The organism is Streptomyces sp. NPDC037242 (genome assembly GCF_055604165.1).
In genome coordinates, this window is record NZ_JBVJUY010000026.1 from 26,044 (window position 1) to 40,232 (window position 14,189).

The window sequence follows — 14,189 nt, forward strand, 5'->3', positions numbered from 1 at the left end:
GATCCCAGTTTCTCCACTGGTCAATGCCTGGGGGGGAACCCAGGCAGGCAGCACCACCATCTACTCTGCTTTTTCGTGCTGTCCGCATGGAACCGCCCCGCCCCCCCCCCCCCCCCCCCCCCGTTCCCGTATCACTCGTACGTACGCCTAGTCGTTGTCGTTCTGGGAGCGCGGGCTCTCCCCACCGCCCCCACCCGGGGGCGTCGTCTTCGGAGTCGTCGACGGCGAGGTCGACTTGCTCGGCGACTGCGAGGACTTCGTCGTGGACGGCGTCGTCGGAGTCGACGGGGTGTAACTCGGCGTGAAGCGGCTGCGCGTCGGCGTCGACGGGGTGTCGTCGTACGAGCGCGAGGTCTCCGGGGCGTGCCGCGACGGCGAGGTGTCCGGGCTGCTCGGCGTGCCCGGGGTGCTCGGCTGGCCGCTGGAGGAGCTGGTGTTGACCGGCGGGGACTCTCGGTGGTTCTTGGACCCGACGCTGTTCACGGCGTACGCCACGCCCGCCGCGACCGCGACCACGGCGAGCACCGCGAACAGCCACAGCTTCCAGCGGCTGCTGCCGGAGCGGTCGTCGTAACCGTCGTAGCCGTCGTAACCGCCGCCCTGGCCGCCGTGGCCCCCGTGGCCGCCGCCCGGGAAGGCCGAGCCGTCGTCCGGGTTCAGCGGCGGCACCATCGGCTGCTGGAACTGAGAGGTCGACGCGTTCGAGGGGTACTGCGGCTGACCGCCCGAGGAGCCCATCGGCATCGCGGTGGTCTGCGCGGGACCGCGCCCGTGCGGCAGGGCCATGGTGACCGGGCCGGTGTTCCAGGTACCGGTGTTCGGCCCCTGGTCGTGCAGCATCTGCAGGGCGTACTGGACCAGCCCGCGCATCTCCTCGGCGCTCTGGAACCGGTCGTCCGGGTCCTTGGCGAGGGAGCGCATGACGAGCCCGTCGAGCTCCTGCGGGATGGAGTGGCCCTCGGGCAGCTGCGAGGGCGGGACCGGCGCGTCCTGGACGTGCTGGTAGACCACCGACAGCGGCGTCTCACCGGTGAAGGGGGGCCGCAGCGCGAGGAGTTCGTAGAGCAGACAGCCGGTCGCGTACAGGTCGGAGCGGTGGTCCACGGCCTTGCCGAGGGCCTGCTCGGGCGACAGGTACTGCGGAGTGCCCATGACCATGCCGGTCTGGGTCATCGTCGACTGCGCGCCGTGCAGGGCGCGGGCGATGCCGAAGTCCATCACCTTGACCGCGCCCGCGTCCGTGATGATGACGTTGGCGGGCTTGATGTCACGGTGCACGATGCCGTGCTGGTGCGAGTACGCGAGCGCTTCGAGCACACCGGAGACGATGATCAGCGCCTGGTCGGGGCCCGGGGCCTCGGCGCTGATCAGCAGGTCGCGGATGGTGCGGCCCTCGACCAGTTCCATGACGATGTACGGAACGGTGCTGGGGCCGACCCGGTCCTCGCCCGAGTCGTACACTGCGACCACGGCGTGGTGGTTGAGCCCGGCGACCGACTGCGCCTCACGCGTGAAGCGGGCCTTGGAGACCGGGTCCTCGGCGAGGTCCGGACGCAGCAGCTTCACCGCGACGGTCCGGCCCAGCCGTACGTCCTCGGCGGCGAACACCTCGGCCATACCGCCGCGTCCCAGGCGGTGGGTCAGCCGGTAGCGGCCGTCTCCCACCAGGCCGCCTGCGCCCCAGTGCTCAGGACCCTCGGCCATCCCGGCGCCGTTTCCCTCGGGTTCGGGTGCCATCAGTCCTCGCCGTCGTATCTCTCGGCCGCCGCTCAGCGGTAGGTCCTCTTCGGGTGCTTCCGGTGAACGCTACAGCCTCGGAACCGGTCACCGTTCGGACAAGAGCTCCAGTGGGCTTGTGGTCACGGAACGGGCACCTGGCTTGACGTGTGCTTGCCCTCCGGCAGACTGGGCGCGACACAAGCATGGCGAGGGGAAGCAAGAGTCATGAGCCAGGACGGCACACAGGGCCGGTACGCAGGCGGTTCCCTGGCCCGCGGCCGTTACCAGCTACGGGATTTGCTCGGCGAGGGCGGCATGGCCGCGGTCTACCTCGCGTACGACACGGCGCTCGACCGCCAGGTGGCGATCAAGACCCTGCACACCGAGCTGGGCCGTGAGCAGTCCTTCCGCGAGCGGTTCCGCCGTGAGGCCCAGGCTGTTGCGAAACTGTCGCACACCAACATCGTCTCGGTGTTCGACACGGGTGAGGACGAGTTCGACGGCTCTCTCATGCCGTACATCGTCATGGAGTACGTGGAGGGGCAGCCGCTCGGCTCCGTGCTCCATGCGGACATCGCTCAGTACGGGGCGATGCCGGCCGACAAGGCACTGAAGGTGACGGCCGACGTGCTGGCCGCGCTGGAGACCAGCCACGAGATGGGCCTGGTCCACCGCGACATCAAGCCGGGCAACGTCATGATGACCAAGCGCGGCGTGGTCAAGGTGATGGACTTCGGCATCGCGCGGGCCATGCAGTCGGGGGTCACCTCGATGACGCAGACCGGCATGGTCGTCGGCACCCCCCAGTACCTCTCCCCCGAGCAGGCGCTGGGCCGCGGGGTGGACGCGCGGTCCGACCTCTACTCGGTCGGCATCATGCTGTTCCAGCTGCTGACCGGGCGGATCCCCTTCGACGCCGACTCGGCGCTGGCCATCGCGTACGCGCACGTACAGGAGGAGCCGGTCGCGCCGTCCTCCATCAACCGCGCGGTGACCCCGGCGATGGACGCGCTGGTGGCACGGGCCCTGAAGAAGAACCCGAACGAGCGTTTCCCCACGGCCGCGGCCATGCGGGACGAGGTCGCGCGGGTGATGAGCGCCGGTCAGGCCGGTGCCCCGGTGATCGTCCCCGGCGCCTCCACGGGCGGCAGCGGGGCCGGCGTCGGCTCTGCCGTGTTCCCGCCGGTGGACTCCGGCTTCCAGGCGCCGTCGCCGCAGGTGCAGCAGCCGTACCAGGCTCCGGCCCCGCACACCCCGGCGCCGTCCCCGTACGCGCCGACGCCCGCGCCCGGCCAGCAGCACGGGCAGGGCGGGTACGCGTACCCGCCGCCGCAGCAGTACGCGCCGCAGACGACCCCGCCGCCGTACACGATCTCCCCGCAGAGCCCGCAGACGTCCGTCGGTTCGGGCGGCGGCGCGGGGAAGAAGAACACCCCCGTGGTCGTGGGCGCGATCGTGGTGGCCATGCTCGCCATCGGCGGTCTGATCGCGGTGTTCAACCTGGGCGGCGACGACGACAAGGACAAGGGCGACACCGCCGCGCCGGGGAGCTCCACGTCCGCCTCCGCCAAGCCGACCGGTCACAAGGGTCCCGACCTCTCGCGGACCATCGACCCGGCGAAGTGCAAGGAGCCGACGAAGTACTTCAACGACGCCAACAAGTACACGGCGCCGGACTTCCGCTACAAGAACCTGCGCTCGGTGAAGGAGTGCATCCAGGCCTCGGGCGGCAAGTACACGATCGTCCCCAAGGACGAGGCGGTGTACGGCGAGGACACGGTCCTGGAGCAGAGCCCCGCCCCCAGCGAGAAGGTCGACAAGGAAGGCCAGTCGTACACGCTGACGGTGTCGACCGGCGATCCGGAGTAGCCACAGCTGACAGGGCTTTTCGCGACACACCGGCATCCCGGGTGCCCCTGACGGGGCGCCCGGGATGCCGCTTTTGCCCCACTATGTAAATCTGAGCACGTCGTCTCGGTATCCCCGTCGCCCGGGATGCCGGTCGCTCGGGACGGGAGGGGCTCACCGTGACTCCAGGCATCCGCCCGCCGCTTCGGTGGCTCGCCTGCGCCGCACTGGCCGCCGCCGCGCTCTCGCCCGCCGCACCCGCGTTCGCATCGACCCGGACCCCCGCAGCCGCGAGCTCGGCCGACGTGCCGCAGGAGGCGTACGAGGAACTCGCCGGCAGCGCCGCCGGAGCCGGCCGGGAGCGCCCGGGACGTCCGGCGGCCGAGCCCGCCAACCCCGAGACGCTGCTCGCCGCACGACCCGTCCCGCTGCGCCCGCCGCCCGCACGGCCCGTCGCGCCGGTCCTGCCGGTCGTGTCCGAGGAGCCGAGTCCGCCGACCGCGGTCACCGCGCTCGGCTCCGAGCCGAACGACCGGGCCGCCGACCTCGCCGCGCACATACTGCCCCTCGGCACCGGATTCGCCCTGATGGGACTGGGTCTCGGCTTCATGGGGATGCGGCTGCGCAAGGGCCCCTGACCCCTCCCGCGCAGGTACTTCGGACGGACGGTGAACCGTCCGTCCCCCTTGGGACGTAGGCCGAAGGAAGGTTGCACCGACGGGCATACTCGGTATACATACTGAGTATGTCCATTCGCCACGGCCTTCTCGCCCTACTGGAACGGGGTCCTCGGTACGGCTCTCAGCTGCGTACCGAGTTCGAATCCCGGACCGGCTCCACCTGGCCGCTGAACGTCGGGCAGGTCTACACGACACTCGCCCGGCTGGAACGCGACGGCCTCGTCGCGCCCGGCGGCGAGGACAGCGCCGGCCACACGCTCTACGCCATCACCGACACCGGACGCGCCGAACTGCACCAGTGGTACGAGCGCCCCGTCGACCGCGCCAACCCGCCCCGCGACGAACTCGCCATCAAGCTCGCGATGGCCGTCGGCGCTCCCGGCGTGGACATCCGCGCCGTCATCCAGTCCCAGCGGCACGCCACCGTCAAGGCGATGCAGGACTACACCCGGCTCAAGGCGCAGGCACTCGCCGCGATCGAGAGCGGGCGGACCCGCGAACGCGACGACGTGGCCTGGCTGCTGGTCCTGGAGCAGCTGATCTTCCAGACCGAGGCCGAGGCCCGCTGGCTCGACCACTCCGAGGCCCGGCTCGTACGGCTCTCCGTAGCGGGATCGCAGCCGGCGGCGCACCCGGCGGCCGAACCCGAACCCGAACCCGAACCGCCCGGGACCACGGCCCCGCCCGGGGCCGCGTCCCCGACCGCCACCACCGCTACGGCCGCCAAGACCACCGGCCGCTGACGCCACCGGCCGCCGAGGCCGCCACCACCGACCCGTTCCCCACCGCCCGCACGCGGCGGGGCCGAACGACCGCTCCCCAGGGGGACTCCCTTCATGCCCGACCAGCCCGTACTCCAGTTGGACCAACTCGTCCGCACGCACGGCAGCGGCGCCACCGAGGTGCACGCCCTGCGCGGCATCAACCTCTCGGTCTTCCCCGGCGAACTCGTCGCCGTCATGGGTCCCTCCGGATCCGGCAAGTCCACGCTGCTCACCCTCGCCGGCGGACTCGACACCCCCAGCAGCGGCCGGGTGATCGTCGAAGGCACCGACATCACCGCCGCCAACCGCAAGCAGCTGGCCGCCCTGCGCCGGCGCAGCATCGGCTACGTCTTCCAGGACTACAACCTGATCCCGGCGCTCACCGCGGCCGAGAACGTGGCCCTGCCCCGCGAACTGGACGGGATATCCGCCCGCAAGGCCCGCGTCTCCGCGCTCGCCGCCCTGGAGGAGATGGGGCTCGGCCAGCTCGCCGACCGCTTCCCCGACGAGATGTCCGGCGGCCAGCAGCAGCGCGTCGCCATCGCCCGCGCCCTCGTCGGCGACCGCCGCCTGGTCCTCGCCGACGAGCCCACCGGCGCCCTCGACTCCGAGACCGGGGAGTCCGTGCTCGCCCTGCTGCGCTCGCGCTGCGACGCCGGCGCCGCGGGCATCCTGGTCACGCACGAGCCGCGGTTCGCCGCATGGGCCGACCGCGTCGTCTTCCTGCGCGACGGCAGCGTGGTCGACGAGACCCTGCGCAGCGGCGCCGACTCCCTGCTGTTCGGGCAGGCGGCCGCACAGTGATCTCCTGGTACCACTCCTGGGTCGCGGCCATCCGCATCGCCCGCCGCGACGCCTGGCGCTCCAAGGGCCGCAGCATCCTCGTCCTCGCGATGATCGCCCTGCCGATCGTCGGTGTGAGCGCCGCGGACCTGACCATGCGCAGCGCCGAACTCTCCACCGTGCAGGACCTCCAGCGCCGCATCGGCGCCGCCGACGCCGAGCTCAGCCTCTCGCGCATGAACGTGCCGATGTACCAGGACCCCGACGGCAAGCGCTACGCGCCGGTCGGCGGGTACGACTCGTACGAGCCGCCCAAGGACGAGAACACGCAGGCGCTGCCGCAGGCCCTCCCGGCCGGTGCCCAGATCCTCAAGGACACCACCGGCCACGCCAAGCTGCGCACCACGCACGGGCTCCTCGACACCGACCTGCGCGAGTTCGACGTGAACAGCCCGCTTGTCAAGGGCCTGTTCACGCTCGACCGGGGCCGGCTGCCCGAGGCGCCGGGCGAGGTCATCGCCACCAACGCCTTCCTGAAGCAGTCCGGCTACTTCGTCGGCTCCAGCGTCAACCCGCGCGGTTCGGACGCCGAGTACAAGATCGTGGGCGCGTACGAGCTGCCCAACTCGCTCAAGGCCGCGCAGCTCATCGCCCCGCCCGGGACCCTGCTCACCCCGCTCGACAAGGCCCTGTCGGCAGCCGGGGCACCCGGGGTGAAGGCCGAGGACAAGTACCTCGTGAAGGTCGGCGGCGCCGATGGTTTCACGTGGAACATGGTCAAGGAGGCCAACGCCAAGGGCGTGCTCGTCCTCTCCCGTGCGGTCGTCCTGGACAAGCCCGCCGACTCCGAGGTGCCGCTGTACAAGCAGGAGCCCAAGGACCAGTTCGCCGGCCAGTCCAACTCCTCCCGCGCCATCGAGATGGCCGTCCTGGCCACCGTCGTCGGCCTCGCCATGCTGGAGATCTGCCTGCTCGCCGGCCCCGCCTTCGCGGTCGGCGCCCGGCGCTCGCGCCGCCAGCTCGGGCTCGTCGGCGCCAACGGCGGCGACCGGCGGCACATCCGGGCCATCGTGCTCTCCGGCGGCCTGGTCATCGGCGCGGCCGCCGCCGTCGTCGGAACCCTCATCGGCATCGCCCTCACCCTCGCGCTCCAGCCGCTCCTTGAGGAATACCTCGGCCTGCGCTGGGGCGGGTTCGAGCTCCGGCCCCTGGAGCTGGCCGCCATCGCCCTGCTCGCCGTGGTGACCGGCCTGCTGGCCGCCATCGCCCCCGCGATCACCGCCTCGCGGCAGACCGTCCTGGCCTCGCTCACCGGCCGCCGCGGCGTCCGCAAGGCCAACCGGGTACTGCCCGTCCTCGGCCTGCTGGCCGTCGCGGGCGGCGCCGCCATCGCCCTGTACGGCACGGTGTCCGAGACGGGCACCCTGGTCGTCGCGGGCGGCAGCGCCATCGCGGAGCTCGGAATCGTGGCCCTCACCCCGGTCCTGGTCGGCCTCTTCGGCCGGCTCGGCCGCTGGCTGCCGCTGTCGCCGCGGCTCGCGCTGCGCGACGCCGTGCGCAACCGCGGGCGTACGGCGCCCGCCGTGGCCGCGGTCCTGGCAGCCGTGGCGGGCACCGTCGCGGTGGCGACGTACCAGCACAGCACGGACATCCAGGCCCGCCACGAGTACGTCGCCGACCTGCCGCACAACTCCGGTCTGGTCTCGGTCACCGACAACAGCGCCTTCAAGGACGTGCCGGCCGTACGGGACGCCCTGGCCCGGGAGTTCCCCCTGTCCGTACGGGCCGACGTGGAACGCGTCGTGGTCGGCAGGCCGGGCTGCGACTCGTACTCGCGCGACACCGGTTGCGGGCGCGCCGAGATCGTCGTGCCCAAGGACAACCGCTGCCCGCTGTGGGAGTCCAAGCACGGCCCCGCGGACTTCACTCCCGAGCAGGCCAAGGAGCTGCGCAAGGACTGGCGCTGCGAGACCGACATGAACGGGCCCCGCAACTACACCGAGCACTCCATGGTCGTCGCCGACGACAAGCTGCTGACCGCGCTGGCCGTGACCGACCCCGGCGCCGTGGCCGCGCTCAAGGCGGGCACTCCCGTCTCCTTCGACAAGCAGAACGTGAAGGACGGCAAGGTCACCATCCGGCTCATCACCGACCCGGACGCGGCCGACAGCGCACGCGGCACGAAGGAGGAGCCGCCGGGCGAGCAGAAGGTCCTGCCCGTCTACCAGGTGCCGGCGGGCGTCAACGGCTGGGGCGTCCAGCTGCTGCTGCCGACCGGGACGGCCAAGACCGCCGGACTGGCGACGGCCCCGTTCGGCTCGTACTTCACCCTCGACGGCGCCGCGACCAGCACGCAGCGCCAAAAGCTGGACGGCGCCCTCGACTCGATGGGCGTGGACGCCTCGGTCAAGATCGAGCGGGGCTACCAGGGCAACTCCAGCATCGAGATGCTCGCCCTGGCCATCTTCGCCGGCCTGGTCACCATCGGCGCCGCCGGCATCGCCACCGGGCTCGCCCAGGCGGACGCCGAGGCCGACCTGAAGACCCTGGCCGCGGTCGGCGCCGACCCGCGGGTGCGGCGCACCCTCAGCGGTTTCCAGTGCGGGGTGGTCGCCCTGATGGGCGTGGTCCTCGGCTCGGCGGCGGGCCTCCTGCCGGCGGTCGGGCTCCGGCTCGCGCAGGCCCGGGAGATGGAACGGACCCTCGCCCGCGCCATCGAGATGGGGTACAGCTCGCGCGGCGAGGTGTACATGCCGATCGCCGTGCCGTGGGAGACCCTGGGCACCCTGCTGATCCTGGTCCCGCTGGGCGCGGCCCTGCTCGCGGCCCTGGTCACCCGTTCGAGCGGCGCGCTGGCCCGGCGGGCCGCGGGCTGATGTCGGTGCCCCCGTACAGGTTGGATCACGCCCGTACGGGGGCACACCGTGTGAGTACGGAGGTGTGCGAGAGAATGACGGCATGGAGATGCCGAGGAGTGAACGGTCGCAGGACAGCCCCCCGCACGGCCTGATCGTGGGACAGGACGGGATGCCGGTCGGCGGCGCCGATGACGAGTCGCGCGAGGTCCCGGTGACGGAGATGGTCGAACAGCCCGCCAAGGTCATGCGGATCGGCAGCATGATCAAGCAACTCCTGGAAGAGGTGCGCGCCGCACCTCTGGACGAGGCCAGCCGGGTCCGTCTCAAGGACATCCACGCCGCCTCGGTCAAGGAGCTCGAGGACGGTCTGGCCCCCGAACTGGTCGAGGAACTGGAACGGCTCTCGCTCCCCTTCACGGAGGAGGCCATCCCGTCCGAGGCGGAACTGCGGATCGCCCAGGCCCAGTTGGTGGGCTGGCTGGAAGGCCTCTTCCACGGCATCCAGACGGCCCTGTTCGCGCAGCAGATGGCGGCGCGGGCCCAGCTGGAACAGATGCGCCGCGCCCTGCCCCCGGGCGGATCCCACGAGGACGACCAGGACGGCCCGCACGGAGCGGTCCGCTCGGGCCCGTACCTCTGACCCCTGCGGCCACCCGAACGAACGGCGGGCCCGGACCACGTCCCACGTGGCCGGGCCCGCCTCCGCATTCCCGGGTCGTGCCCCGGTGACGTAAGTCGCAGGTAAATGGCGCTCCCCGCAGGGGACATGTGCCGCGCATACTCGGGGCATGAGCTACGACGCGATCGTCCTGGCAGGCGGCGCCGCGAGACGCCTGGGCGGGGCCGACAAGCCCGCACTGCAAGTCGGCGGCCGCTCCCTCCTCGACCGCGTCCTCGACGCCTGCGCCGACGCACGCACCACCGTCGTCGTCGCCTCCCGCCGGGCCACGGCCAGGCCCGTCCAGTGGGCCCTGGAGGATCCCCCCGGCGCCGGACCCGTCGCCGCGCTCGACGCCGGCCTGCGCCGGACCACGGCGGCGCAGGTCCTCGTCCTCTCCGCGGACCTGCCGTTCCTCGACGCCGGGACGGTCCGCGCGCTCCTCGACTCGCCCGGGCCCGAAGGGGCCATGCTCCGCGACGCCGACGGGCGGGACCAGCCCCTGGTCGCCGCCTACCGCACCGAACCGCTGCGCCGCGAGATCGCCCTCCTCGCCGCCGAGCACGGCGGTCTCACCGGCCTCCCGCTGCGCGCCCTCACCGCCGAACTCGACCTCGCCACCGTCACCGCCGCTGCGCCGCTCGCCTCCTTCGACTGCGACACCTGGGACGATCTCTTCGCCGCCCGCGCCCGGATCAGGGAGCATGGAACCGTGCTGGACCAATGGATCACCGCCGTCAAGAACGAGCTGGGCATCGACCTCACGGTCGACACCAAGACCCTGCTCGACCTCGCACGCGACGCCGCCCACGGCGTCGCCCGGCCCGCCGCCCCGCTGACCACCTTCCTGGTCGGCTACGCGGCGGCCCAGGCCGAAGCCCGCGGCGCCGACCCCGCGCAGGCCGTCGCCGAGGCCTCGCAGAAGGCCGCCGAGCTGGCCCTGCGCTGGGCCTCCGAGGCGCAGGCCGCGCCCGGCGAGGGGAACGGCTCCGGATGAGCCCCACCGAGGCCGACCGCGACCTCGACCAGGCCCTCGCCCTGGTCAGCCGCAACCCCGACGGCGGCGGCCACCGTCCCGCCCCCTGGCCCCGGGCCCGGGAGGCCGCCTCCCGCGCCGGCGAGGGGGTCCGCGGCCGCACCCGCCGCACGCCCCTCGCGGCCGCCCTCGGCGAGGTCCTGGACGCACCCCTGGACGCGCTCACCGATCTGCCCTCCTTCGACACCTCCGCCATGGACGGCTGGGCCGTCGCCGGACCCGGGCCCTGGACCATCCGCCCCGGCGGCGGGGTACTGGCGGGCTCCGAGCGGCCCGAGCCCCTCGCGGACGGGGAAGCCGTACGGATCGCCACCGGCGCCCGGATCCCCGCCGACACCACCGCGGTGATCCGCAGCGAGCACTCCCGCGAGGCCGGCACCCAGCTCCACCCCGAACGGCCCGTCGCCACCGGCCAGGACATCCGCCCGCGCGGCCAGGAGTGCCGCTCCGGCGACCTGCTGCTGCCCGCCGGGTCGCTGGTCACGCCCGCCGTGCTCGGGCTCGCCGCGGCCGCCGGGTACGACGAGCTGACCACCCGGCCCCGGCCCCGCGTGGAGATCCTGGTGCTCGGCGACGAGCTGCTCACCGAGGGCCGGCCGCACGACGGCCTGATCCGGGACGCGCTGAGCCCCATGCTCGGCCCCTGGCTCACCCGGATCGGCGCCGAGGTCATCGCCACCCGGCGGCTCGGCGACGACCCGGCCGGCGCCGAAGCGCTGCTGAAGGGCCTCACCGGCTCCACCGCCGACCTGGTCATCACCACCGGCGGCACCGCCTCCGGACCCGTCGACCACGTCCACCCCGTCCTGCGGCAGGCCGGCGCCGAGCTGCTGGTGGACGGGGTCGCCGTGCGCCCCGGCCACCCGATGCTGCTGGCCCGGCTCGGCGGGCCCGGGGACGGGCGCCACGTGGTGGGGCTGCCCGGAAACCCGCTCGCAGCCGTCTCCGGCCTGCTGACCCTCGCCGAACCCCTGGTGCGCGCCCTCGCCGGACGCCGCCGGCGCCCGCGGTACGCGCTGCCCGTGGAGGGCGACGTACCGGGCCACCCGTACGACACCCGGCTGGTGCCGGTGCTGCTGACCGACGAACACGCCGTCCCGCTGCGCTACAACGGTCCGGCGATGCTGCGCGGGGTGGCCGCGGCCGACGCGCTGGCCGTCGTACCGCCGCACGGCGCGCGGTCCGGGCAGGAGCTGGAGATCCTGGATCTGCCGTGGGCCTCGGGGGGATGTTTCACGTGAAACTTCACGGCCAGGACGCCATGGCCCGCGGCGCCGACGAGAAACTCGTCTCCCGGCGCATCAAACTGCCCAAGCGGATCGTCGAGAAGCCGCTGCGCCAGGTCACCCGCCGTCTGCTGATGGCGCTGTTCGTGATGGCCCTGACGGTCCTGATCGTATGGCTGGACCGCGAGGGCTACCACGACAACGCCAACGGCAAGGTCGACTTCCTCGACTGCGTCTACTACGCGACCGTGACGCTGTCGACGACCGGCTACGGCGACATCGTCCCGTACAGCGACAGCGCGCGGCTGGTCAACGTCCTGCTGATCACGCCGCTGCGCGTGCTGTTCCTGATCATCCTGGTCGGCACCACCCTGGAAGTCCTCACCGAGCGCACCAGGGAAGAGTGGCGGCTGAACCGCTGGAGGAAGAACTTGCGTGACCACACGGTCGTCGTCGGCTTCGGCACCAAGGGCCGCTCGGCCCTGCAGACGCTGCTGGCCACCGGCCTCCAGAAGGAGCAGGTCGTCATCGTCGACCCCAGCGCCAAGGTGATCGACATCGCCAACGCGGAGGGCTTCACGGGGGTGGTCGGCGATGCCACACGCTCCGACGTGCTGCTGCGGGCCGAGCTCCAGAAGGCCCGTCAGATCGTCATCGCCACCCAGCGGGACGACACCGCGGTACTGGTCACCCTGACGGCGCGCCAGCTCAACCGCGGCGCGAAGATCGTGGCCGCCGTACGGGAAGAGGAGAACGCGCCGCTGCTGCGCCAGTCGGGCGCCGACGCGGTCATCACGAGCGCGAGCGCGGCCGGCCGGCTGCTCGGCCTGTCGGTGCTCAGCCCGAGCGCGGGCACGGTGATGGAGGACCTGATCCAGCAGGGCAGCGGGCTCGACCTCATCGAACGGCCCGTCACCAGGCCCGAGGTCGGCAAGTCGGTGCGGGACACGGACGACCTGGTGGTCAGTGTGCTGCGCGGACACCGGCTGCTCCCGTACGACGACCCGCACGCGAGCCCGCTCCAGCTGACGGACCGTCTCATCACCATCGTCCGTGCGGCGCCGCCGACTTCACCGCCGGTGGTTCTGGGCCCGGCGGAGTAGCGCCCACTGGGCCCGGCGGGCGCCTTCGCGTAGCCTCCGGGCCATGCATGCGATCACCATCGAGCAGCCCGGCGGCCCCGAGGCCCTGGTGTGGGCCGAAGTCCCCGATCCGGTGGCCGGCGACGGCGAGGTCCTGGTCGAGGTCACGGCGAGCGCCGTGAACCGCGCCGACATCCTCCAGCGGCAGGGGTTCTACGATCCGCCGCCCGGCGCCTCGCGCCATCCCGGCCTGGAGTGTTCCGGACGGATCGCCGCCATCGGCCCCGGGGTCTCGGGGTGGTCGGTGGGCGACACCGTGTGCGCCCTGCTGGCCGGCGGCGGGTACGCGCAGCGCGTGGCCGTCCCGGCGGGCCAGCTGCTGCCCGTTCCGGCGGGCGTGGACCTGGTGGCGGCCGCGGCGCTGCCCGAGGTCGTGGCCACGGTGTGGTCGAACGTGTTCATGGTGGCGGGCCTGCGCCCCGGCGAGACCCTGCTCGTGCACGGCGGTTCCAGCGGCATCGGCACCATGGCGATCCAGCTGGCGAAGGCGGTGGGCGCCCGGGTGGCGGTGACGGCGGGCAGCAAGGAGAAGCTCGCCCGCTGCGCGGAACTGGGCGCGGACATCCTGATCGACTACCGCGAGCAGGACTTCGTGGAGGAGCTGCGGGCCGCGACCGGCGGGGCCGGGGCGGACGTGATCCTGGACATCATGGGCGCGAAGTACTTGGCGCGGAACGTGGACGCGCTGGCCGTCAACGGCCGTCTCGCGGTGATCGGGCTCCAGGGCGGGGTCAAGGCGGAGCTGAACCTGGGCGCGCTGCTGGCGAAGCGGGCGGCGATCACCGCGACCTCGCTGCGGGCCCGGCCGCTGGAGGAGAAGGCGGCGATCGTGGCGGCCGTACGGGAGCACGTCTGGCCCCTGGTCGCGGCGGGCCGGGTGCACCCCGTGGTCCACGCGGCCTACCCGATGCGGGACGCCGCGGAGGCCCATCGTGTCATGGAGTCCAGCACCCACGTGGGCAAGCTGCTGCTGACCCCGTAGCCGTGCGCCACAGCACCAGGTGGTGTCTGGCGGATGTCCGCGGCGTCCCCACGGACATCCGTCAGACACCCCCTAGTGGTCGAGGACCCCTGCGATGCGGTGGGTCACGCCGGGGAAGCGGGGGGAGCGGCTGGTCCGGACGAAGACGCTCCAGCCCGGGCGGACGTCGCTGGTGCCGCTCGGGAGGTAGGCCGTCAGCTCGGTGCCGCCGGGGAGCCTGACCTGCGCGCTCGCCAGCGTCACGGACTCGACCGTGCCGATCCGCTTGCCCCGGCGGAGCTTCGCCGGGCTCGACTTGGTCATCGGTTCTCCCTCGTACGGCGTGCGCGCGGTCGGCAGCGGTCCACCGCAGCTAACCGCACCGGGGGGGGGGGGGGGGGGGGGGGGGGGGGGGGGGGGGAGCAGGGGGGGGGGGGGGGGGGGGGGGAGGGGGGGGGGGGGGGGGGGGGGGGGGGGGGGGGGTGGGGGGGGGGGGGTAGAGGGGGGGTCGTCG

12 protein-coding genes are annotated in these 14,189 nt (G+C 73.0%); 10 read left to right on the top strand and 2 right to left on the bottom strand.

What is annotated here, in order from left to right; genetic code table 11:
* Positions 1 to 147: 147 nt before the first annotated feature.
* The gene (locus tag ACZ7GJ_RS27135; RefSeq protein WP_470755522.1) at positions 148 to 1,737 is read right to left on the bottom strand and encodes a protein kinase domain-containing protein; all 1,590 of its coding nucleotides are present in this window, start codon (positions 1,735 to 1,737) and stop codon (positions 148 to 150) included.
* A gap of 207 nt (positions 1,738 to 1,944) precedes the next feature.
* Between ACZ7GJ_RS27135 and ACZ7GJ_RS27140 the strand changes: the two genes are divergently transcribed.
* From ACZ7GJ_RS27140 to ACZ7GJ_RS27185, 10 genes are all read left to right on the top strand, one after another.
* Entirely contained in the window at positions 1,945 to 3,588 is a 1,644-nt protein-coding gene (locus ACZ7GJ_RS27140; protein WP_470755523.1) for a protein kinase domain-containing protein, read from the top strand.
* Positions 3,589 to 3,746: 158 nt separating this feature from the next.
* Positions 3,747 to 4,205: a hypothetical protein gene (locus tag ACZ7GJ_RS27145; protein WP_470755524.1), complete on the top strand. Its 459-nt coding sequence runs from the start codon at positions 3,747 to 3,749 to the stop codon at positions 4,203 to 4,205.
* Positions 4,206 to 4,312: 107 nt separating this feature from the next.
* The gene (locus ACZ7GJ_RS27150; protein WP_470755525.1) at positions 4,313 to 4,990 is read left to right on the top strand and encodes a PadR family transcriptional regulator; all 678 of its coding nucleotides are present in this window, start codon (positions 4,313 to 4,315) and stop codon (positions 4,988 to 4,990) included.
* A 93-nt stretch (positions 4,991 to 5,083) separates the two neighbouring features.
* Positions 5,084 to 5,815, top strand: a complete 732-nt coding sequence (locus tag ACZ7GJ_RS27155; protein WP_365921984.1) for an ABC transporter ATP-binding protein — start codon at positions 5,084 to 5,086, stop codon at positions 5,813 to 5,815.
* Positions 5,812 to 8,670, top strand: coding sequence for an FtsX-like permease family protein (locus tag ACZ7GJ_RS27160; RefSeq protein WP_470755526.1), 2,859 nt, complete (start codon positions 5,812 to 5,814; stop codon positions 8,668 to 8,670). Before ACZ7GJ_RS27155 ends, ACZ7GJ_RS27160 begins: the two co-directional genes overlap by 4 nt.
* Before the next feature lie 82 nt (positions 8,671 to 8,752).
* Positions 8,753 to 9,292, top strand: a complete 540-nt coding sequence (locus tag ACZ7GJ_RS27165) for a bacterial proteasome activator family protein (RefSeq protein WP_470755527.1) — start codon at positions 8,753 to 8,755, stop codon at positions 9,290 to 9,292.
* Between the two features lie 148 nt (positions 9,293 to 9,440).
* On the top strand, positions 9,441 to 10,307 hold the full coding sequence (locus tag ACZ7GJ_RS27170; protein ID WP_470755528.1) for an NTP transferase domain-containing protein: 867 nt from the start codon (positions 9,441 to 9,443) through the stop codon (positions 10,305 to 10,307).
* A complete protein-coding gene (locus tag ACZ7GJ_RS27175) occupies positions 10,304 to 11,587 on the top strand; it encodes a molybdopterin molybdotransferase MoeA (protein ID WP_470755529.1) in 1,284 nt (427 codons plus the stop codon). The genes ACZ7GJ_RS27170 and ACZ7GJ_RS27175 overlap by 4 nt, the downstream gene beginning before the upstream one ends.
* Complete coding sequence (locus tag ACZ7GJ_RS27180) at positions 11,575 to 12,675, top strand: potassium channel family protein (RefSeq protein WP_470755530.1); 1,101 nt, start codon at positions 11,575 to 11,577, stop codon at positions 12,673 to 12,675. Before ACZ7GJ_RS27175 ends, ACZ7GJ_RS27180 begins: the two co-directional genes overlap by 13 nt.
* A gap of 43 nt (positions 12,676 to 12,718) precedes the next feature.
* On the top strand, positions 12,719 to 13,696 hold the full coding sequence (locus ACZ7GJ_RS27185) for an NAD(P)H-quinone oxidoreductase (RefSeq protein ID WP_470755531.1): 978 nt from the start codon (positions 12,719 to 12,721) through the stop codon (positions 13,694 to 13,696).
* 72 nt (positions 13,697 to 13,768) lie between these two features.
* On the opposite strand, the gene ACZ7GJ_RS27190 is transcribed toward ACZ7GJ_RS27185, so the two are convergent.
* A complete protein-coding gene (locus ACZ7GJ_RS27190) occupies positions 13,769 to 13,999 on the bottom strand; it encodes an uS12 family ribosomal protein (protein ID WP_470755532.1) in 231 nt (76 codons plus the stop codon).
* Positions 14,000 to 14,189: the final 190 nt, after the last annotated feature.